Raw genomic sequence first — 21,904 nt, forward strand, 5'->3', positions numbered from 1 at the left:
AGCTTTATTTGCGCACATTGTAGCACGCCTAAAATAACAACTTTAAGAATTAGATTGGATAGTTATGAATAAATTATTAGTAGCAGTCATCGCAGTATTGAGTTTTATTAATGTAGCTCAAGCACAAGGCGATATAGAAGCAGGGAAAACTAAATCAACGACGTGTGTAGCTTGTCACGGCGCTGACGGTAATAGTCCATCAAATCTATATCCGAAAATAGCAGGACAACATGCCTCTTATCTTGTAAAACAATTACAAGAGTTTAAAAGTGGTGATCGTCAAGATCCTATCATGGCGGGTATGGTAGCGGGACTTTCAGAACAGGATATGGAAGATTTAGCAGCCTATTTTGCTTCTCAAACAATGACGCCTGAAACCGTTTCTCCAGAAGTGGCAGAAGCAGCGAAGAAGTTTTACATGGGTGGTGATTTAGATCGCGGCATCCCAGGATGTACTGCTTGTCACGGTCCTAGAGGTAATGGTTTAGAGCTTGCTAAATTCCCTAAAATTTCAGGGCAACATCCAGCTTACTTAAAGTCTCAACTTGAAAAATTCCGTAGTAATCTTCGTCATAATGCACCTAATGGTATGATGAAAGATATCTCAGCTAAGTTAAGCGACGCTGATATCGAATTATTATCTGAATATATTTCTGCGTTACATTAATCATTTCTGATTAAATCGCTAAAAAGGCATATCTCTAAAGATATGCCTTTTTTTATATGCTTTTTTAAGTTTTATAAACCTGTTATTCTGCGCAACACTAACATCCCCCATTTTGGTGCTAATCACACCGCTATCATTGATGTTGAAAAACGCTATCCGTAGCCATACATTATGATCGATATAAAAAGGTAACTAAACATGTCTCGTACTAAAAAAAGCCGTAGCGCAGGTAGCTCTGAACCTAAATTTGATGGCAGCAGAAAAGAAACGTCATCACAAGCCCAGGCATCACGCGATAAAAAACGCAAAGATAAATTAAAAGGTAATAAAGCGGGTAACCGTAATGCCGTTGAATCAAAGCAAAGCGCGCAACAAAATCAACGACAAGCCAATAACGACAAACGTATTGGCAGCAAAAAACCGATTGCCTTAACAAGCAATGATCAAGCCCAAGAAACTGTTAAGCCAAAGGTTCAATTACAACCCAAAGCGAAAGTCATTAAAAGCGCGGTACAACAAGCTCCAGAAGTTCCTAAGTTGTCACCTGAAAAAGAACTTTCGGAACTTGAAAACAATGAACGCTTAAATGATTTATTAGAGCAAATGGAAACGGATCAAACTTTATCAAAAGAAGACCAAATTTGGGTTGATAAACAGATGAAGCGCCATCAAGAACTAATGAAGAAATTAGGTTGGATTGATGATCAAGGCGAAGAAGACTTATTACAGCAATTTGAAGATGCAAGCTCAGCTTTAGATGAATTTAGATAGGCGAAACCCTACATGGACATGATGATGATATTAGCAACCTTAGCGGTTGTGATTGTACTTGCTCTGGCTTTTTATGCTGGCATGTTGCTCAATAAATTAAAAATGCAAAAAGTACAGGCTTTGAAACTTGAGCAGCAACAAGAATTAACAAAACAGCAAAAAATTGAAGATAGAAACAATAACATTGTTGAAAGTATTCGCTTTATCGCTAAAGCGACCGCACAAAAGCAATGCAATGTATCGGAAGCTGCTATTCGTTTAACGGTATTATTAGAAACATTACAACTTTCAAAACCCATTGATATAGCGGCTACTTACCCAGCTTTAACGGCAATGTATGAAAAAGTAAAAGATATGCCAACCCATGATGAGCGTAAGAGTTATCCAGTAAAAGAGATTAAAATAATGGATATTAAACGCGAATTATTTGAAGTAGAAGTTGAAGAAGATATCATTAAAGAAAGTGCAAAATTAGCTGAGTTTACTATTCTATAGCCGTTACTATTCAACGCTGGCAAATCACCTTGCCGAAAGATGAGCAGATTCTCGGTATAAAGGTGCATAGCTAATAGCCATAGTTAATGAGCATAGTTAATGAGCATAGTATAACAATAACTTAAGTATGCTTTTTTTAGATGGACTGATATAACGCAATATAACTCGCTTGAAGTGGTGCTAATATTGCGTTTCTAACCTACAAAATAATAAAGAGAGTTGAAAATGCAGCAGCTTGTTTGGGATCAGGCCCTAATTGAAAAGTATAATTATAGCGGCCCTCGTTATACTTCCTACCCAACAGCATTGGAATTTGCTGAAAGCTTTGAACATGCGGATTTGATACAAGCAACGGATACCTATCCCAACCGCCCTTTATCTTTATATATCCATATCCCTTTTTGTCATAAGCTTTGCTATTTTTGTGGTTGTAATAAAGTGATCACTCGTCACCAAGAAAAAGCAGACAAATACTTAGATTATTTAGAAAAAGAAATAGCTAACCAAGCCATTTACTTCAAAAATCGTACAGTGAGCCAACTTCACTGGGGCGGTGGCACCCCCACTTTCTTATTACCGCCACAAATTACACGATTAATGACCTTATTACGTACTCATTTTACTTTCTCAGAACAAGCAGAATTAAGTATTGAAGTCGATCCACGTGAAATTGAATTGAGTACTATCGACCACTTAGCAAAAGAAGGTTTTAATCGCCTTAGTTTAGGGGTTCAAGATTTTAATAAAGACGTTCAAAAAGTGATTAATCGTGAGCAAGATGAAGATTTCATTGAGCAACTTTTAACTCGCGCCAAAGAACAAGGCTTTCAATCCACTAATCTCGACATGATTTATGGACTGCCACTACAAACAAAAGAAACCTTTGCTTTCACGTTAGAAAAAGTTTTAGCGCTAGATCCTGCACGTTTATCCATTTTTAATTATGCACATATGCCAAGCCTTTTTGCCGCGCAGCGTAAAATCAATGAAGAGGATATGCCCAAACCTGCAGAGAAATTGGCCATGCTACAACATACTATTGAGTTTTTGACGACATCAGGTTATCAATTTATTGGTATGGACCACTTTGCTAAACCCGATGATGAATTAGCGATCGCGCAGCAACAAGGTGTTTTACATCGAAATTTTCAAGGGTATACCACTCAAGAAGACGCTGATTTATTAGGCTTAGGTGTATCCGCAATCAGTCAAATTGGGCACTGTTACTCGCAAAACCAGAAGAAGCTTAGTGATTATTATCAACAAGTTGAAGAGTTAGGTCATGCACAATGGCGTGGTGTTGCACTCAATAATGATGATTTAATTCGTCGTGAAGTAATCAAACAATTGATCTGTAATTTTAAACTTAATAAACGTGTCATTGAAAAGCAATTTAATATCCAATTTGAAGACTATTTTGCAGAAGATATCATTTTATTACAGACCTTTATCGATGATCAGCTTGTGGTAATTGATACTGAAAAAATTCAAGTTTTATCAACTGGGCAATTATTGATCCGTAATATCTGTATGTGTTTTGATGTTTACCTACGCAGTAAAGCACGCCAACAGCAGTTTTCGCGTGTCATCTAAGCCGCTAACATCTGTGCCAACACGACCGATTTATTATATTGGTTTAATGTCTGGCACTAGCTTAGATGCGATCGACGTTGCTTTATGCCAGCGCCAAGGAAGCCACTTTGAACAAGTTGCCGGCACCGCGGTAGCACTAGCGCCATCATTACGTGAGCAATTACTCACCATCTGCAATGAAAAAAAGGTGACCTTACAAACATTAGGTGAAGTGGACCATCAATTTGCTTTAGCTTGTGCAGAAGCAGTGCTTGAGCTGTTGAAGATTCACAACATAGAAGCCAGTAATATCACAGCCATCGGCAGTCATGGACAAACTATTTTCCACTCACCCGATACTCACTACGCTTTCACACAACAAATTGGTGATGGCAATTTAATTGCAGCTAAAACACAGATCCCCTGCGTAGCTGATTTTAGAAGAATGGACATGGCCTATGGTGGTCAAGGAGCGCCGTTAGTTCCAGCCTTTCATCAGGCTTTATTTGCACAAGAAAAGCAACAACGCGTGATCCTTAACATTGGTGGCATTGCTAATATTAGTATTCTCAATGGGACTGAACATGCTTTTGGCTATGATACCGGCCCAGGTAATATGTTGATGGATGCTTGGATCCATTTACATCACCAACAAGCCTTTGATAAAGACGCTTGGTTTGCTGCCACTGGTAAAGTTAATCAACGCTTATTAGACATTTTATTAAACGATCCTTACTTTGCATTAAGCGCCCCGAAAAGTACTGGTCGAGAAAAATTTAACCTAAATTGGTTACAACAAAAATTAACCACGCAAGTAATAAGTAAAGAAGATGTGCAACACACCTTATTAGAATTTACTGCGGTGACAATTTGTGACCAAATAAAGCAACAAAGTGAAGGATGTGATGTTTACGTGTGTGGAGGCGGTGCACTTAACCCATTATTAATGCAGCGTTTAAAAGACTTAATGCCAGAGCATAAAATACAAACAACACAAGCTTTAGCAATTGATCCAATGTATGTAGAAGCAGTGGCATTTGCTTGGTTGGCTGAGCAGCGTATATTAGAAAAGACGGTACCATTAAAAGCAGTAACTGGCGCACAACGAGATGCGGTTCTAGGCTGTGTCTACTTACCTTAAAACTATCTATCTATCTATCTATCTATCTAAAATTACTTACCTTAATAACTTGCTTACTTCAACAACCACGACGCCATAAGCGAAACACAGGGCATAGCAAGATTGTTAAAGATAGTTACCTCCTTTGCTATCATTAAAGTTTTTTACTTCCTTTCCACCGATAGAAACTCCAAGCACTTAAATGTGCGACCATCAATAATCCTAAACTACCTAGAAACATGATAAAAGCAACACGTTGCACCGCTTGTAGTGTATTAATATCAAACCAATAGTAAATACTGCCCGTCACTGCCAACAAGATAAAATTAATCCACATACATTGTGTACAACGACCTAATTTTTGCTTAATCAGTGCTGTGGTACAAACATCACAAGACATATATTACCTCTATTTCAATGACGTTATTAGTCGACATCTATTCGCCCCCACCAGTGATAGCGACCTATAAAAAGCCCCCTATTATAGGTTTTATTCTAACATGCACACCTAACAGTGATTCTGTATCTTGGTGTGGTTTAAGTATATACTCGTTATCCATTCAAATTTTAGGTTATTATTAATGAAGTACATTGGTGCGCATGTAAGCGCTGCAGGAGGGGTTTTTAACGCCCCAAAAAATGCCCATGATATTGGTGCAACAGCCTTTGCATTATTCACCAAAAACCAACGTCGCTGGGAAGCGAAACCGCTTGATGAAAATAGCATTCGCAAATTCAAAGCGGCTTGCAAGCGTTATAACATTAATAGCGATAATATATTACCCCATGACTCATACCTTATTAATTTAGGTCATCCAGAAGCGGAAGCTTTGCAAAAATCTAGAGCGGCTTTCTTAGACGAAATGCAACGCTGCGAACAATTAGGATTAACGCTATTAAACTTTCATCCTGGCAGTCATCTTAAAAAGACGACCCCAGAAGATTGTTTAAAACGTATTGCAGAATCGATTAATATTGCTTTACAACAAACGACCTCTGTCTCAGCCGTGATTGAAAATACTGCAGGGCAAGGTACAAACTTAGGATATCGTTTCGAGCAACTTGCAACGATTATTGAGCAAGTAGAAGATAAACAACGTGTTGGTGTATGTATAGATACTTGCCATACTTTTGCTTCGGGCTATGATTTACGAGGCCACCAAGCAACTGAAGCTACATTTCAAGCTTACTCTGATATTGTTGGATTTGAATATTTACGCGCGATGCATATTAATGACAGTAAAGTCCCTTTTGCTAGCAGAGTTGACCGCCACGCGCCCTTAGGTGCTGGTGAAATTGGTTGGGAATGCTTTGAATTTATTATGAAAGATCATCGTTTTGAGCACATACCATTAATTTTAGAAACAACCGATGAAAGCTTATGGCCACAAGAGATAAAGCAGTTAAAACTTTGGGCTGCTTGTATTTAATGGGTATTTGTTACTTTATAGCATTAAACACTTTGAAACTCATTAAACAGAGATTATGCTACTAAAGTAGCACTAAAATTAAGGAAAGTGATATTTATGTTTCAAACACTAAAAGCGTCTATTCAAACCTATATGACAGAAGAGCAATGTGCCTTTGTCGAACGTGCATATCATTATGCATATGCAGCACATGATGGTGTGAAAAGAGCAAGTGGCGAACCTTATATTACTCACCCCGTTGCAGTGGCTGAAATACTTGCGGCGATGAAATTAGACTATGAAGCTATTTCAGCGGCATTAATGCACGATGTGTTAGAAGATACTGAGACCACCCATCAAGAACTTTCCGATGCATTTAATCCAAACGTTGCACAACTGGTTGAAGGTGTTACTAAGCTAGATAAATTTAATTTTGAAAATCGCGAGCAGGCACAGGCCGAAAATATCAGAAAGATGTTAATCGCGATGTCTAAAGATTTCCGAGTGATGCTAATAAAACTCGCGGATCGCGTACACAACATGCGCACCTTAGATTCACTACGATTAGATAAACGTCAGCGTATTGCGCAGGAAACCTTTGAAATATTTACACCTATCGCTAATCGCCTTGGTTTACATCATTTAAAAAACGAATTAGAAGAGTTAGCCTTTAAAGCACAAAATTCAGCGCGTTATCATGTACTGAAAGAAGCAATCACCAAAGCACGTGGTAATCGCAAAGATTTTATTGCCAGTATTTGTGATGAAATTTCAGATCAGCTTGAGTCAATGTCAATTGATGCACAAGTCATTGGACGAGAAAAACATCTCTATAGTCTGTATAAAAAAATGCGTAAAAAAGGCTGTCAGTTCCATGATGTAATGGATGTTTATGCATTTCGTATCATCGTTAAAGATTTAGATACTTGTTATCGCGTTTTAGGGCAAATACACCACCTTTACCAGCCTAAATTAGAATACTTTGAAGATTATATTGCGCTGCCTAAAACCAATAGTTATCAGTCATTACATACTACGCTTATTACGCATGAAGGTGTGAATATAGAAATCCAAATTCGCACTGAAGATATGGATGCCGTTGCTAAGCATGGTATTGCGGCCCATTGGAGTTATAAAGAAAGTGCACAAAGTTCTAATATAGCAGCTCAATTACAAACCCGTAATTGGTTCCAAGGTTTAACAGAACAAGAAGACCAGAATACTAACTCCGTTGTTTTATTAGAAAATATTAAACAAGAGTTAGGTAAAAATGATATTCATGTATTAACACCACAGGGTAAAATTATTGTTTTACCGGCATTAGCCACAGCCGTTGATTTTGCCTATGCCTTACATACAAAAATAGGCCATCACTGTATTGGTGCAAAAGTGGATAATGAGTACTCATCATTAAGCCAGAAATTAGAAAGCGGACAAACGATTGAAATTATTACCGCTAAAAAACCTAATCCAAGCCCTGAATGGTTAAATTTTGCTGCGACACACAGAGCGCGAAATAGTGTGCGTAATTATCTTAAACAGTTACCACAATCAACCACGATTCCAATGGGCAGACGCTTATTAAAACAAGCGCTGAACGCGACCAACTTGACTGATATTCCACAAGAAAATATTGATAAAGTCATTGCCGATCATCATTTAGATGGTTTCAATGATCTATTGCATGCTATCGGCAGCGGAAAACTGTTAAGTATTATCATCGCAAGGCGTTTACGTGGTAATGCGGACGAGTTAACTGAGTCTCATCATAAACAACAAATTAGACAAAGTGCGATTAAGGGCGCTGAAGATATTATGCTGTCCTATGCCAACTGTTGTAAGCCATTACCAGGCGATCAAATTGTTGCTCATACAAGCTCCGGTAAAGGCTTAGTTGTACATGTTAAAAGTTGTCATAATGTAATTGGGTTTGAAAATGAACTAGATAAGTATATTGCTGTCGAATGGGACATGAACTTTATGAATCAATATGAATACTCAAGTGATTTGAGCATTCAAATGGTCAATCATAAAGCAGGTTTAGCAAGAATGTTTAATGTAATTGCTAAGAGTAATGCCAATGTAGTGGACTTACAAACAACTGCAGTCACTAATCAAATTTATTCGATTAATGTGACATTAACAGTTATTAACCGAGTACATTTGTCACGTATTATGCGACAAATTAAGAAACTAACTGGTGTTAAAAGTGTCAAACGAAGCAATAAAAAGTAATAAAAATAGTTAATTTTTAATTATCACCTACTGCGAGTTATAAACTGCATTCGCTGCAGTAGGTTAGTTGATGTTATATCGTAAAAATTTATACCCATTGGATTACATAATTATGAAAACCGTTAAAATGATGATACTAACTGCAAGTATCATTGCGCTTGGAGCTTGCTCTTCTGAGACTCAAATTGAACCGCAAAAAGTAAACGTTGAACAACTACAGCATAATTGGAAGTTGACTCACGTTGATAACATTCAATTAGCCACCATTATTAACAGTTCCTTACATATAGACAGTGATAACAAAAGTTCTGGTAACTTAGGTTGTAACCAATTTTTTGGAATGGCTGAATTTAGCAATAATCAATTACGTATTGGCGATATGGGGAATACACGTAAGATGTGTGAACCATTAAAAAATGATGTAGAGATGGATGTTAGTGAAGTATTAACTCGCTGGGCAAATGTTATGATTGATGATGAAACATTAATTATTAGTAATAAAAAGCATTCATTAACTTATCAGCTAGCGGATCCAATAACAGAATAATAATGACACAATTAACTTCAATTGCGTGGTCTGTGAATCACCACAACTGCGCAACTAGCCTGTTTTAAAACGCTATTTTATTAACCCGATTGACTGCGTGCCATGCCTACCAATCGGGAAAAAAGCCGTTTGAGTAATAGCGGAACCAATTCAACTCCTTGCGACTCTACTGCTTCAGCAATAGCAATCCCTAAACCTGGCTTGGAATATTTGTGCACTGCTTTTTCAATCACTTTATTGGCATTTAATCTCGCTAAGTCTTGTTTACTGTAATTTGCGGCTTTTAGGTAAACCTCTTCAAAGCCATTTTCAAAAAATAAATGTTCAATATCATGAGCTGGCAACACGGTTAAACGAGCATGGATAGAATCCGACTCGCCTAGCATCTCTTTGACTCGACTTGCATATTTTTGCCCTGCACTATCACCATCGGTTAGTACATGCCATTCAATATTCAAATCCTGTGCTAATTTAATCAGTGGTTTTAAGCCGCATTGTGCGAATTCAATAACCTGAATCCCTTCAACTAACAAGTGATGACCACATAACCTCGCTAAGTCAGTTAACAACCAAGTTTCGGTTTCTCCTTCAACTAACAACCAAGCACGTGCGAATAGACTTTGTGGGCGATTCATTCGCAAATGAAAGGCAATACGTCTTAGGTCATTATTTGAGTAATGCTTACGATTAACGGTATAACTTTTGATCATATCCGTTTTGCGCACTAGACGTTGGATCCGACTTAACGGAAAAAATGATAATAGCTGCGCAGAATTAGTACTGACTAACTTCTGCATGGGTAACAAGGAAAAGAAACGCCATGTGATCGCCAAATTGACAGGGTGTAAATTATTTTCAGGCTCTTCTAATAACAAAATAGGTGTCGCCCCACGACGAAATAAGTGCTCTCCTCGCTCCTCTAAGAATTGCCCCAATACTAGTAGTAGCATCGCGCGATCTGTTTTATGCCCATCCTTTAATAGATCATTAAAACGCGTCAGTGCGTTAAAGGAAAAGCTGTGATCCACATACCTTAACTTTTCATCATTAAGGTAGTTTGGTAAATCACCATAGCGCTTGCATAGATAGTGATCAAAAAGATACACAATTGAATCACACCCTTTCTTTAATTCTACTTCGGATAATTGCTGTGACGAACTTGTTATACGCTGAAATATTCGTTTAATACGCGCTTCAGAGCGTGCTCTATGGCTGTTTAATAAATGTTTAACTGGTCGATAAGCTTGCTGACTATCGTTTTGCTCACTGCCTAATCTTAAAACAGGAACAAAAGATATAAATTCATTCACCAGATTATTTAAATCACTTTGAGAGAAGTGCTTACGGTGCCCCTCTTGGTCTAAAAAGTGTCTGTCTGTAAATACTTCTCCGCTGCTATCCACACTGCCGTCTACTTGATAAATAATATATTTATTTCGATCGGGTAATGTTACCCAAGCATCGCTAATACTGGCAAAATGACGTTGTAAAGACTCTTCTGGGTATTGCTCTTTAAAGGTAAAGATAAGATAAATATGGTTAATGATAGGTAGGTCAGAAATAGGTGGCCGATGAAAATCATCTAGCGTGAAGCGATAACTTTTTTTAGCTCCCGATAAAAACAGAGAGAGTGCCTCGAATAAACTCGATTTACCCCAGCTATTCTCACCTAATAATGCACTCATCTCATGCATACTAATGGATAAGCGATTAATTCCACGAAACCCCACTACTTCAATGTGTTCCAATAGCATATCGACTCCTAATACCAACCAGAGTAATTAAGTGCTTTATTCTACTTGTTAAATGTTGAGCACCTGTTTAAGACAATCGGTATAAATCAAAAATTTGATGATTCTAAATATCAGAAACTTACTATAAAACAATTAGTAACAGATCACACAAAAAACACAAAATAATAATCAAATTATTAGTATATTGTCATGAATCTATAATAAATATCCTTTATACTTACTTTTATAACCACTAAAAAATAGTGGATATAAGTTACCGTTATTAGCCTCGTATTGCTTATTAGTTTCTATTATATAGCGCTTTATTTTGTACATATTAAGCGAACGGCAAGTTTAGTGGCTCGTAATAGGTGATTTCAGTAATAAAAAATAATTGAATGTCCAATGAATAGAGGAGTCTACTATGAGCAATCTACATCAACTTAATATTTTACCTGAGCAAAGGACTATCAATTTAATTGCTTCTTACAGCAACGACTTTGAACGTGATAATTTTGATTATCCCCAACTTTTGGAGAAACTACATACTACTATCTCACGTAACCATTTTATGGACCAGCAAGACAATGCTGCTTGGATGAACCATAGAGGTAACGATTACTTAGCGAATCCAAAGCTATTTGCACATGCTCCTTTAACTTATTTATGTGCTTTTTTAAGTGAATTATTTAAAAATAATCAGTTGGATGATATTGAAAAAAATATAGAGCCCAACATATTTGAAGCTATTTTAAAGCGTTTAAATGATTTTAAATAACGCTCTTTACTTGAATTCAAACTTCAAAGAAGAGTGAAAAAAGAATAATGCGGTTAAATAACCATAGATAATTTACTTTATATTAAACAGTACCGTTACTATTATGTTGATCAAAAAAGAATCAAAAATATCGTTAGCGATTGGCAGATGATTAGGCAGAAATACACAATAATAGCGGTGCTATTCTAATTTAGTGATCAGGTTTAAAGTTAACAAGAGTTAAGGGTCTAACAAGCTAAACTTAAATTCAAATAATAACTTCAACTGATTTTTCAAAAATTAAACACTACCTAATTTGATTTATTATTAGCCTTAGTTACATTACACTGACTCTACGATTGAACGTGTAGAGTAATTATGGACTCCTTAACTCAAATAGCCCTAGGGGCAAGTGTTGCAGCTGCAGTTGGTTTCAAACCTTTTGGACGTAAGGTACTGCTAGCGGGTGCTATCTTAGGTACACTGCCTGATTTAGATGTGTTAATAAGCTATCAAACTGCTATTGATAACTTTACTTTTCACCGCGGTTTCAGTCACTCCTTGATTGTATTAAGCGCTTTCAGTGTGTTTTTATATAGGCTTGCTTTGTACTTTAGGCCACAATGGAAAACCTCTAAAAAATCATTATTTCTGACTATATTATTACCTTTAATTACACATCCGTTATTAGATGCATTTACCAGTTATGGCACTCAATTATGGTGGCCGATCCCAATACAACCTACCTCTTGGTCAAGCATTTTTATTATTGACCCCCTTTATACTTTGCCATTATTAATAGCGGTTTTAGGGCTATGGTTGCAAAAAAACACCTTAAAATGGTACAAAATAAATAGCGTTGTTTTGTGTATTAGTTGCGCTTACTTAGCACTAGGACAGGCACAATTTTGGTATTTAAAACAAAAGTTAACTGTTGATACGGTAGTTAAAAATAGTCAGATATTTATCTCGCCAACACCCTTTAATATCTTTGTATGGCGGATTATTAGCTATCAAGATGATACTTATTATGAAACCTTCAGCAGTGTTTTAAATATTCAAAACACTGAATGGCAAGCCTTTGCAACAGGCCGCTCACTGTCCAAGCATTTTAATTCAACAGAGTTACAACGCTTAGAGTGGTTTAGTGATGGTTTGTTGAGCTTTAATGAGAGTCAAGGTCGGCTGATTGTGACGGATTTACGCATTGGCTTATCACATTATTACCCATTCTCTTTTAGCATTGCAAAGCGAGAACAGCATCAGAACTGGTTAGTGATCCCCTCGGAAAAAATGCCGGAACCAGAGGTGAGTTGGAAAGTACTAATGGAAACACTGCAATAGTTCACTTATTCAAGGCGACATAAACAAAGATATATTTTATGAATATAAGGTGATGATGTTGCTTAAAGCAAAAAACGCAATATTACTGAAGATTATAGCTGATCAACATATTGCTTAATTTCAGCTAAAAAATCTTCTCCATACTTATCTAACTTAATATGGCCAACACCTGTGATTGATAAAAATTGCGAGTCATTGGTGGGCATTAATTCACTCATTTCAGACAAAGAAACGTCACTAAAAATAACATAGGGAGGTAAGTTTGCTTGATCAGCTATCTGCTTGCGTAAATGGCGTAATTTAGCGAATAATTTATTATCTGCATTAACAGACACACTACGTCGCTTTTGTTTGGCAGTGGTTTTCACTAACTGCAATCTTGGAACAGCAAGCATTAAGCTATTCTCTGATTTAAGCACTGAACGAGCAGCTTCTGTTAATTGTAAAGCAGAACCTCGAGTTAAGTTTTGCATTAATAATCCACAATGGATCAATTGCCTAGCAATACTAAACCAATGTTCGGTTGATTTATCTTTACCAATACCAAACGTTGATAATTGATCGTGGCCAAGGCTTTTGACACGTGCAGTTTGTGCACCACGTAATACTTCAACCACGTGTGTGATCCCAAAATACTGCCCAGTTCGATAAACACAGGATAGTATTTTTTGCGCATCCACCGTTGCATCATAACTTTGCGGCGGATCTAAGCAAATATCACAGTTACCACAGGCTTTGGGGCTGTATTCACCAAAATAATTTAATACCACTCGACGACGACACGTTTGTGCTTCCGCGAATGCGACCATTGTATTCAGTTTATGTAACTCAATACGCAGTTGCTCTTGATTTGGGTTCTTTTCTAACAAGCTACGAATACGTGCAGGATCCGCTGGGTCATAAAATAACATCGCTTGCGCAGGTAAACCGTCTCGACCTGCTCGTCCTGTTTCTTGATAGTATGACTCAATATTCTTAGGTATTTCATAATGCACCACAAAACGCACATTGGGTTTATCAATACCCATACCAAAAGCCACGGTCGCAACGACGATTTCAACTTCATCTTTAATAAATAAATCTTGTACCGTTTGACGCTCTTCTAAGGGTAATCCCGCATGATAACAACGAGAATTCAACCCCTTTGCGGCTAATTTTTGTGCAATCTCTTCAGTTCGCTTACGACTAGTGCAATAAATAATTCCGCTTTCGTCTTTATGCTGATCTAAATAATTAAATAATTGTGATAATGGGCGATATTTTTCAATCAATAAATATTCAATGTTAGGGCGATCAAAACTACGAATTTCTATTAAAGGTTGATTGAGCTGTAAGCGCTGTAAAATATCTTGCTGTGTTGCATGATCTGCCGTTGCAGTTAAAGCCACTAAAGGAATATTAGGAAAATATTCTTTAAGATTGCCTAATTGTGCATATTCAGGACGGAAATCATGCCCCCAGGAAGAGATACAATGGGCTTCATCGATGGCAAATAAATTAATAGGCAAGTGTTGTAGTCGAGCAACAAAGTCAGGACGTAAAAGACGCTCAGGTGCAACGTATAATAGTTTCAGCTGCCCACGATGTAGGGAGTTAATAATATCATTTTGTTGTTGATAGGAGAGACTAGAATTTAAATAGGCTGCTGCGACACCACAAGCTTGTAGGGTATCCACTTGATCTTTCATAAGAGAGATCAAAGGTGATATAACGATGCATATCCCCTCTCTCACTAATGCAGGAATTTGAAAACATAAACTTTTACCGCCGCCCGTAGGCATAACCACCAGTGCATCACGTCCTGCGATCAACTCGTTAATAACGGTTTCTTGACCATCTCGAAATTGCTTGTAACCAAACACATCAAATAAGACGTCATGTGCAGTACTAGTGATACTCTGGCTCAAAATATAGCAACCTATTGATAATCTAAGCGGTGAAACGGGCTCGTATTGTAAATCAGCGTCGACATTATTTCAGCCTAAATTTTCTTATCAGACAAACTAACGTGCTGCAAAGTCCTGAGCAAAAGAATCAACTTTTTCCCAATCGGTTAATTCTAAGTCCTGTGTTTTATTAGTACTACCGCCAGTCATTTTCATAATCAACTGAATTAACAGGGTTTGCCACCAATTATAGCGAGAGTACAACAGTGCTCCGGCAAATACTCCTTTTAACTGAGGTTGCCATTGTGAAAGTTGATCAAATTTTTTCATATAGGCATTATTTTCCGGCACCGCTTTTTCTGGCTTACGTGCTGTTAAACAAACCACAAAAAAAGCATTACATACTGTATCTAATTGCGTTTTATGCTGATTAACAAACTTAATTATATTGGGACGAAAGTTGCCATAACGAATAGATGCACCGATTAAGACTTTTTGGTACAAAGCAAAATCAATGGTCGGATTATCATCAATATTCAATACAATCACTTCCCCAGTAAGGGGTTGCTTAATCCGATTAATTATTTTTAATGTTTGTCCATCGACAGAGGAATAAAGAACTAAAGTTTTGCTTACTGCACAATTTTCAGTTTGCTTGGTTTCAGTCTGCTTAGTTTCAGTTTGCTTAGGTTGAGCTTCATTAGACATAATTTAATTTTTCCAGAATACAGGTGTAAATAACACTAATAATGTAAAGACTTCTAATCGACCGAATAACATGGCAATAATCATTACCCATTTTGAAGCATCACTAACATCATTAAAATGTACCGCGACTTCACCTAAACCAGGCCCTAGATTATTAAGCATGGCGACTACAGAAGAAAACGCACTCAGTTCGTCCATCCCGGTCATTAATAATGCCAGCATACAGACAATAAAAACCAACGCATAGGTAGAGAAGAATCCCCACACTGCTTCAACAACACGATCCGGTAAGGCTTTGTCACCTAACTTGATTTTATATACGGCCTTGGGATGCACTAACCGCTTTAATTCACGTTGCCCTTGCAAGTTAAGTAATAATACACGAATCACTTTCAAACCACCGCCCGTGGAGCCAGCACATCCTCCGATAAAACTAGAGAAAATAAGTAAAACAGGCAGCAACAAAGGCCAATCTGAGAAAGAAGTGGTCGTAAAACCTGCCGTGGTTGAAATTGAAACGGACTGAAATAGTGCATGGGAAAAGGTGGTTTCTATACTGTTATAAACATCGTGCCCCATTAACATCCAAAAGCAGATAATAGTTAGAAACACTTGAATAAAGATAAATGCACGCACTTCAGGATCGCGTCGATAGACATCAAAGCTGAGTTTTTTAGCAGAGAATACCGTGAAATGCAGCGCGTAGTTAATGCCCGAGATAATTAAAAAAACCACGGTGATAATGTTAATTACTTCACTATCAAAGTGCCCCATACTGGCATCGTAAGTAGAAAATCCACCAATCGACACGGTTGAGAAGCTATGACCAAGTGCATCAAACAAACTCATACCGGCAATCCAAAATGCTAACATACAAGCAACCGTTAAGCATAAATAAACATACCATAGCGCTTTAGCTGTTTCGGCTATACGTGGGGTCATCTTTGAATCTTTCACTGGCCCCGGTGTTTCTGCTCGATACAACTGCATGCCACCGATACCTAACATCGGTAAAACCGCAACGGCTAATACAATGATCCCCATGCCACCAAACCATTGCAACATTTGTCGATAAAATAAAATTGATTTTGGCAAGTCATCTAGCTGAGCAATAGTGGTTGCACCGGTAGTGGTTAACCCGGAAAAAGATTCAAAAAAGGCAGTCGCAAGATTCATGTCTACGCTGGAGCTCATTAGAAATGGAATTGCACCAACACTGCCTAGTGTTGCCCAAAACAACACCACAATTAAAAAACCTTCACGCGCCTTTAATTCACCTTTGTGGCGTCGATTCGGCAGCCAAAAAACAAAACCGATGAATAAAGTCACAAAAAATGCAGCTAAAAAGTCATTACCGCCACCATCTTGATAGATGAAGGCAACAAAAACAGGTGGTAACATGGTCAGGCTGAATAGACCGATCAACATCGCCACAATCCTGATAATTGAACGAATGGCCACTAGCTAGCCCAACTAGTTAGCATTAGTTGAAGTATTGATTTGTTTCGCAATGATCTGTCCCTGCATCGATGATTGTAATTTTTGCTTAAATTGAATGATTTGTTCGCTATCGACTTCAATTAATGCCACTACCATTTGTTGATAATCGACTTTAATGATTCTTCCTGAATGTGAAGCTAATATATGCTCTACCGTTGCCATTTGGGCATAGTTACATTGTAACTTAAATTGTTGGAAAAAACGCTTCTCTATTGTAGGCATAGTTGGGCACAATTGCTGCAAACCATTACTGTAAGCACGTACTAAACCACCCGTTCCTAATTTAATGCCACCCGAATACCTCACTACGACAGCGACCATTTCACCAACATTTGTACCTTGCAAAACAGCAAGCATAGGCTTTCCAGCAGTACCTTTGGGTTCTCCATCATCACTACACCCCATGTTAACGCTATCTTTAGGGCTGCCACCGATATAAGCCCAGCAGTGATGGCGTGCATCTTTATGCAAGGTTTTTATTTCGGCAAGGTATTGCATCGCAGCAGCCTTACCTTGAGCTGGACTGATAAAAGTTAAAAATCGGCTTTTTTTAATTTCTTCTTGAAAAAAGACCGGTTGCTGTAAAATTAAATAGGGTTTATTCACTGTTAACTAAAAGACCTTGTGTTTGCATGCCATAAAACCATCAACTACAAAATAGGCATTTTGATAAAGCATTTGCTGTCATAATACTGCAGTCAATATTCTAGTGCGCCAGATAATAAGTAAGCTGTGCAGTCAACTTGTCACTGGTGAGCGAAATTAGCCAACTCTATAGCATACTCACTTCTACTTCATTGATAAACAAGCTAATAACTCTTCAACTTGTTTAGGTTGTAATGTTTCTCTATCGAGTTGCTGAATAAAAACATTAATCACTTTGGCATCAAACGGTTCAATACTGCTACCCAATAATCGTTTTTTACTGGCTGCTAATAATGCCTCATCGCTTTGATCAAAATCTGCAAATAACAAACTCAATACACAGTGATAACGCAATCGTGTTTCGCTTAAGTGCCTGCTTAATGTCTGGATAAATGACAGATCGCTCAGCGTTATTATGTCACCTTCAACACGAACAAATTTACCCAGCTGTAATTGTACTAAAACACTAGTGACTCGCTCTTTAAGCGTTTCTGTCGAAGGCGCTAGGAAATATTCTGCATTGATAAAGCCTAATAAACTACTTACTAACTCGGTTAATGTGGCACAACTAATTTTATTATTTTGATTGTTTAATTTAATTAAGCCATAACTCACCAATGAAGGTAGTGCAAATACATGCACAATGGTATTACGGTAATAAGTTAAATGTGCACTTTGTTTTTGGTCGCAACTTACCACATAATTAGTTTCTGAGAACTTATTCATGGCTAACGCTTGTTGATAAATGAGTTCAGGAGGTTGTGTTGGATAAGTGATTCTAGAGTCCTGACTCGTATTAGCTAATAACTGTTGATGTAATTGCAATAAAGCCAGCATACGATGTTTACCTAGCTGATGATTAGTACTGGCCAATAATATAGCTGCGCACAAAGGTAAGGCATTCACTGCTGTTGCTTGATTTATTCCCTGCATAACATTATTGCCCAAGTGGTTAACTTGCGTAGCAAATTGCTGCTCAGTAAGGGCTTGATGTCGCCAATTAGGCTGATGTTGATCGAGATATTGCTTGAGATTAATTGGCTCTCCAAAGTTAACAAAAGCACGCCCAAAATTACGTAATTTTTTAATAATACCTAGGACTTGCCACGCACTTTCTTGTTGTTTTTTCTGCCCAGACAGTTCTTTCATGTAAGTGCTTACTTCCATGATATGGTCATAACCAATATACACAGGCACAATCATCACATTACGTTCAGGCTGATCTAAAAAGGTTTGTACACTCATTGCCAGTAAACCCGTTTTAGCGGGTAGTAAGCGCCCGGTTCTGCTGCGTCCTCCTTCGGTAAAGAACTCAATCGGATAACCTTGTTTAAATAGCATCGCAAAATAAGCTTTGAATACTTTGCCATAGAGAGGATCATCTTTAAAACTACGGCGTAAAAAGAACGCACCAGAGCGCCTAAAAATGCCACCAGCAGGAAAAAAGTTAAGATTCACTCCGGCTGCTACATGTGGTGGTACTAAACCTTCTCCAAATAATAAATAAGATAATAAGAGATAATCCATATGGCTGCGGTGACAAGGCATATAAATAATTTCTGCCCCACTTTGTGTTGCATCACGCACCGCTTGCGCATGATTAACTTCGATCCCTTGGTAAATACCATTCCAGACTTTAGACAAAATAGATCGGAAAATACGTAAAAATCGATATGAAAAATTACTACTAATCTCTTCTAAATAAGCATGGCATTGCTGAGTAACCTGTCGTTCACTTCGACCACTTTGCTGGCTTTCTTGTTGAATGGTTTGTTGCATCATCGAGCTGGCGATAACACGTTTGATCATCGCTTTACGATTAGGGATTTGAGGCCCACGACTAGAACGATTTTGGGTACTAAAATAGTGCAAGGCTACTCGCGCAAGCTTATGTGCTAAATGTTTTGAGCGTTTGTTTTTTTCTACTAACGATCGAACAGATATGGGCACATTAAAACGTATTAAATGATCACTACCCGCAGTGATAATGGACCATGCTTTTTGCAAGCTACTTACATTATTATGTCCCTGAAAAGCTTTTCGTGGATTGCTTTTACCTGGATTTCTTCCCCAGAAAAATGTCACTGGTACTAATTGCACATCAAGCTTGGCATCCAGTTGGTGCAACGATAATAAGTGTTGGTATTGCGCTAAATAAGCAGACTGCTGTTGCTTTAGCGGTTTCTTTTTAAAAAAATACCAATCATGTAAATAAATAACAGCAGGCAGTGTAATGCCATGCAATTGCAAAGGCTGATAAGGATCGGGTAAAGCTTGCTTAACGCAGGCTTTTTGTAATGCTAATAAATCGCTAGCACTGTTTTGTTCCAACACATAAATAATAGGACGAGATAGGTCTAATTTTAACTCAGTAACAGGGTTTTGTGGCACCACCACACTCTTCACCCAAAAACGACTGATCATTTTAGACCAAAAGGAGCCTTTAACTAGCACATACTTTCCTTGTTATTGTCCATTATATTGCCTTTAGTTTAACATACAAAGCTAGTGCGTATAGGCGTTGACAAGCATTCTGAGACCGCTGGCAAATGATTCCTCTCAATCAACAGCTAAATGATGACCAAGTGATGTCGATTTGTTAAAGTGTGCGCTTCAATTAATACACACGAGATTGCTTATTAATGCAAAAAAATACTGGAATAAAACGAATATTTCTTGCTTTTGGTTATTCACTAAAAGGCATCAAAAGTGCTTTTAAACATGAGGCTGCTTTTCGTCAAGAGGTTTTGCTAGCACTTATTTTAATCCCTATTGCCTTATTAGTAGACGTCACTCAAGTAGAACGTATCCTTTTAATTTCACCAGTGATCTTGGTATTAATATTTGAAATAATTAATTCAGCCATTGAAGCCGTTGTAGATAGAATTGGCAGTGAATTCCATGAACTTTCTGGGCGCGCTAAAGATATGGGCTCATCAGCTGTATTAATTGGTTTATTATTAACCGCGTATATTTGGATTGAAATCCTGTTTATTTAACTTACTTCACTCATTAGGATTCTAATATGGCGGATAGACCTGCTTTTACTAAACAAAAAAATAAAACGCATTCACCAATCAAAACGGTTCCGCACTCTTTTGAAGCCGAACAAGCAGTCATTGGCGGTTTATTATTAGACAATGATACTTGGTCAGATGTTTCTGAACGCGTTGTTGACCGTGATTTTTATACACGTGCACATCGCCTTATTTTTTCAACCATTGAAAAACTAAGCAGTAATGATATTCCCGTAGATATCGTTACGCTGTCAGAAAAACTCGAAGATACACAGGAATTAGAAGGCATTGGTGGCATTGCTTATTTAGCGGAGCTGTTACAGAACACACCAAGTGCAGCTAACATCAATAACTATGCGGATATTGTTCGTGAACGCGCGATTGTTAGAGAACTAATTGGTGTTGCCAATGATATTGCAGAAGCTGGCTATGACACAGAAGGCCGTGATAGTGCTGAACTACTAGATTTTGCAGAAACCAAAGTATTCCAAATTGCAGAGGCTAGAAATAATCAAAATGAAGGTCCGCAAGCGATTAAAGACATCCTCAAAGAAACAGTCGCAAAAATTGATGATTTATGTAAAAACCCTCGCGATGGTATTACCGGATTGTCCTCTGGTTATAACGATTTAGACCAAATGACCACGGGCTTCCAACCCGGCGATTTGATTATTGTAGCAGCGCGTCCATCAATGGGGAAAACGACCTTTGCCATGAACTTAGCGGAACATGCGGCCCTAAATGCAGACAAGCCAACCATTATTTTCTCACTGGAGATGCCTTCAGACCAAATCATGAATCGTATGTTGGCTTCTTTAGGACGTATAGATCAAGGTAAAATTCGTACCGGTCAATTAGATGAAAACGATTGGGCTTCATTATCTTCTACTATGTCTATTTTATTAGACCGCGGTAAAATGTTTATTGATGATAGCTCTGGTTTAACACCAACGGAATTACGTTCACGGGCGCGTCGTATTGCACGTGACCACGGAGGGGTTAGCATGATCATGGTCGATTATTTACAATTAATGCGTGTGCCTTCTTTAAGTGAAAACCGTACCTTAGAAATTTCTGAAATTTCACGCTCTTTAAAAGCATTAGCTAAAGAGTTACGTTGCCCGGTTATTGCCTTATCTCAGTTAAACCGTGGTCTTGAGCAACGTGCTGATAAGCGCCCTATTAACTCAGACTTACGTGAATCAGGTGCGATCGAGCAAGATGCTGATTTAATTATGTTTATTTATCGAGATGAAGTTTATCACGAAGACAGTGAGCACAAAGGCATTGCTGAAATTATCATTGGTAAACAACGTAACGGGCCAATTGGTAAGATACGCTTAACGTTCCAAGGGCGTTATTCTCGTTTTGATGATTACACCGGCACTGCTTATCATGGTGATGAATAGTAAAAGTTGATAGTGTCTATGACTAACCGCTTGAAAAACTACTGAATACGCTCAAGTGAGACGTGACTTACGCGACAATTAACGGCTTA

The 21,904-nt window shown here is 37.9% G+C and carries 19 protein-coding genes; 12 read left to right on the forward strand and 7 right to left on the reverse strand.

Features of this window, described 5'->3' with window-relative positions:
• Positions 1-64 precede the first annotated feature (64 nt).
• From H5084_RS00860 to H5084_RS00880, 5 genes are all read left to right on the forward strand, one after another.
• The gene (locus tag H5084_RS00860; protein WP_028868931.1) at positions 65-667 is read left to right on the forward strand and encodes a cytochrome c4; all 603 of its coding nucleotides are present in this window, start codon (positions 65-67) and stop codon (positions 665-667) included.
• Between the two features lie 198 nt (positions 668-865).
• The gene (gene yihI, locus H5084_RS00865) at positions 866-1,438 is read left to right on the forward strand and encodes a Der GTPase-activating protein YihI (protein ID WP_028868932.1); all 573 of its coding nucleotides are present in this window, start codon (positions 866-868) and stop codon (positions 1,436-1,438) included.
• A gap of 12 nt (positions 1,439-1,450) precedes the next feature.
• Positions 1,451-1,933 carry a DUF2489 domain-containing protein gene (locus H5084_RS00870; RefSeq protein WP_182689247.1) on the forward strand — a complete coding sequence of 161 codons (483 nt, stop codon included), beginning with the start codon at positions 1,451-1,453 and terminating at the stop codon, positions 1,931-1,933.
• Between the two features lie 225 nt (positions 1,934-2,158).
• Positions 2,159-3,526 carry an oxygen-independent coproporphyrinogen III oxidase gene (hemN, locus tag H5084_RS00875; RefSeq protein ID WP_182689248.1) on the forward strand — a complete coding sequence of 456 codons (1,368 nt, stop codon included), beginning with the start codon at positions 2,159-2,161 and terminating at the stop codon, positions 3,524-3,526.
• Positions 3,516-4,646, forward strand: a complete 1,131-nt coding sequence (locus tag H5084_RS00880) for an anhydro-N-acetylmuramic acid kinase (RefSeq protein ID WP_310735722.1) — start codon at positions 3,516-3,518, stop codon at positions 4,644-4,646. Before hemN ends, H5084_RS00880 begins: the two co-directional genes overlap by 11 nt.
• A 133-nt stretch (positions 4,647-4,779) precedes the next feature.
• Here H5084_RS00880 and H5084_RS00885 read toward each other — a convergent pair whose 3' ends face one another.
• On the reverse strand, positions 4,780-5,025 hold the full coding sequence (locus tag H5084_RS00885) for a DUF3624 family protein (RefSeq protein ID WP_182689249.1): 246 nt from the start codon (positions 5,023-5,025) through the stop codon (positions 4,780-4,782).
• 181 nt (positions 5,026-5,206) lie between these two features.
• On the opposite strand from H5084_RS00885, the gene nfo reads away from it, so the two are divergent.
• The 3 genes from nfo to H5084_RS00900 all read left to right on the forward strand — a co-directional run bounded on the left by nfo (position 5,207) and on the right by H5084_RS00900 (position 8,816).
• Positions 5,207-6,055, forward strand: a complete 849-nt coding sequence (gene nfo, locus H5084_RS00890; RefSeq protein WP_028868937.1) for a deoxyribonuclease IV — start codon at positions 5,207-5,209, stop codon at positions 6,053-6,055.
• Between the two features lie 90 nt (positions 6,056-6,145).
• Positions 6,146-8,269: a bifunctional (p)ppGpp synthetase/guanosine-3',5'-bis(diphosphate) 3'-pyrophosphohydrolase gene (locus tag H5084_RS00895; RefSeq protein ID WP_028868938.1), complete on the forward strand. Its 2,124-nt coding sequence runs from the start codon at positions 6,146-6,148 to the stop codon at positions 8,267-8,269.
• A gap of 112 nt (positions 8,270-8,381) precedes the next feature.
• Positions 8,382-8,816 carry an META domain-containing protein gene (locus H5084_RS00900; RefSeq protein WP_182689250.1) on the forward strand — a complete coding sequence of 145 codons (435 nt, stop codon included), beginning with the start codon at positions 8,382-8,384 and terminating at the stop codon, positions 8,814-8,816.
• 80 nt (positions 8,817-8,896) lie between these two features.
• Here H5084_RS00900 and H5084_RS00905 read toward each other — a convergent pair whose 3' ends face one another.
• Positions 8,897-10,570 (reverse strand): DUF2813 domain-containing protein, encoded by a 1,674-nt coding sequence (locus tag H5084_RS00905; protein WP_182689251.1) that lies wholly within the window; start codon positions 10,568-10,570, stop codon positions 8,897-8,899.
• Positions 10,571-10,973: 403 nt separating this feature from the next.
• On the opposite strand from H5084_RS00905, the gene H5084_RS00910 reads away from it, so the two are divergent.
• Both H5084_RS00910 and H5084_RS00915 read left to right on the forward strand, forming a co-directional pair.
• Complete coding sequence (locus tag H5084_RS00910; protein ID WP_182689252.1) at positions 10,974-11,327, forward strand: hypothetical protein; 354 nt, start codon at positions 10,974-10,976, stop codon at positions 11,325-11,327.
• A 357-nt stretch (positions 11,328-11,684) separates the two neighbouring features.
• Entirely contained in the window at positions 11,685-12,650 is a 966-nt protein-coding gene (locus H5084_RS00915; protein WP_182689253.1) for a metal-dependent hydrolase, read from the forward strand.
• A gap of 92 nt (positions 12,651-12,742) precedes the next feature.
• Here the strand turns inward: H5084_RS00915 and recQ are convergent, their stop codons facing one another.
• From recQ to plsB, 5 genes are all read right to left on the reverse strand, one after another.
• Positions 12,743-14,557, reverse strand: a complete 1,815-nt coding sequence (gene recQ / locus H5084_RS00920; RefSeq protein WP_220485862.1) for a DNA helicase RecQ — start codon at positions 14,555-14,557, stop codon at positions 12,743-12,745.
• A 96-nt stretch (positions 14,558-14,653) separates the two neighbouring features.
• Positions 14,654-15,244, reverse strand: a complete 591-nt coding sequence (hemG, locus tag H5084_RS00925; protein WP_182689254.1) for a menaquinone-dependent protoporphyrinogen IX dehydrogenase — start codon at positions 15,242-15,244, stop codon at positions 14,654-14,656.
• A 3-nt stretch (positions 15,245-15,247) separates the two neighbouring features.
• The gene (locus H5084_RS00930; RefSeq protein ID WP_182689255.1) at positions 15,248-16,705 is read right to left on the reverse strand and encodes a TrkH family potassium uptake protein; all 1,458 of its coding nucleotides are present in this window, start codon (positions 16,703-16,705) and stop codon (positions 15,248-15,250) included.
• Positions 16,706-16,717: 12 nt separating this feature from the next.
• Positions 16,718-17,350, reverse strand: coding sequence for a YigZ family protein (locus tag H5084_RS00935; protein WP_182689256.1), 633 nt, complete (start codon positions 17,348-17,350; stop codon positions 16,718-16,720).
• Positions 17,351-17,533: 183 nt separating this feature from the next.
• Positions 17,534-19,843, reverse strand: a complete 2,310-nt coding sequence (gene plsB / locus H5084_RS00940; protein WP_182689257.1) for a glycerol-3-phosphate 1-O-acyltransferase PlsB — start codon at positions 19,841-19,843, stop codon at positions 17,534-17,536.
• A gap of 188 nt (positions 19,844-20,031) precedes the next feature.
• On the opposite strand from plsB, the gene H5084_RS00945 reads away from it, so the two are divergent.
• Complete coding sequence (locus H5084_RS00945; RefSeq protein WP_182689258.1) at positions 20,032-20,388, forward strand: diacylglycerol kinase; 357 nt, start codon at positions 20,032-20,034, stop codon at positions 20,386-20,388.
• 26 nt (positions 20,389-20,414) lie between these two features.
• Positions 20,415-21,815 carry a replicative DNA helicase gene (gene dnaB / locus H5084_RS00950; protein WP_028868947.1) on the forward strand — a complete coding sequence of 467 codons (1,401 nt, stop codon included), beginning with the start codon at positions 20,415-20,417 and terminating at the stop codon, positions 21,813-21,815.
• Positions 21,816-21,904: the final 89 nt, after the last annotated feature.

The organism is Psychromonas sp. SR45-3 (assembly GCF_014163575.1).
In the GTDB taxonomy this organism is placed as follows: domain Bacteria; phylum Pseudomonadota; class Gammaproteobacteria; order Enterobacterales; family Psychromonadaceae; genus Psychromonas; species Psychromonas arctica.

Excerpts from the sequence above, each read along its gene's own strand:
- H5084_RS00860 (WP_028868931.1), top strand. The coding sequence starts at position 65 with ATGAATAAATTATTAGTAGCAGTCATCGCAGTATTGAGTTTTATTAAT.
- yihI (WP_028868932.1), top strand. The coding sequence starts at position 866 with ATGTCTCGTACTAAAAAAAGCCGTAGCGCAGGTAGCTCTGAACCTAAA.
- H5084_RS00870 (WP_182689247.1), top strand. The coding sequence starts at position 1,451 with ATGGACATGATGATGATATTAGCAACCTTAGCGGTTGTGATTGTACTT.
- hemN (WP_182689248.1), top strand. The coding sequence starts at position 2,159 with ATGCAGCAGCTTGTTTGGGATCAGGCCCTAATTGAAAAGTATAATTAT.
- H5084_RS00885 (WP_182689249.1), bottom strand. The coding sequence starts at position 5,025 with ATGTCTTGTGATGTTTGTACCACAGCACTGATTAAGCAAAAATTAGGT.
- nfo (WP_028868937.1), top strand. The coding sequence starts at position 5,207 with ATGAAGTACATTGGTGCGCATGTAAGCGCTGCAGGAGGGGTTTTTAAC.
- H5084_RS00900 (WP_182689250.1), top strand. The coding sequence starts at position 8,382 with ATGAAAACCGTTAAAATGATGATACTAACTGCAAGTATCATTGCGCTT.
- H5084_RS00905 (WP_182689251.1), bottom strand. The coding sequence starts at position 10,570 with ATGCTATTGGAACACATTGAAGTAGTGGGGTTTCGTGGAATTAATCGC.
- H5084_RS00910 (WP_182689252.1), top strand. The coding sequence starts at position 10,974 with ATGAGCAATCTACATCAACTTAATATTTTACCTGAGCAAAGGACTATC.
- H5084_RS00915 (WP_182689253.1), top strand. The coding sequence starts at position 11,685 with ATGGACTCCTTAACTCAAATAGCCCTAGGGGCAAGTGTTGCAGCTGCA.
- hemG (WP_182689254.1), bottom strand. The coding sequence starts at position 15,244 with ATGTCTAATGAAGCTCAACCTAAGCAAACTGAAACTAAGCAGACTGAA.
- H5084_RS00945 (WP_182689258.1), top strand. The coding sequence starts at position 20,032 with ATGCAAAAAAATACTGGAATAAAACGAATATTTCTTGCTTTTGGTTAT.
- dnaB (WP_028868947.1), top strand. The coding sequence starts at position 20,415 with ATGGCGGATAGACCTGCTTTTACTAAACAAAAAAATAAAACGCATTCA.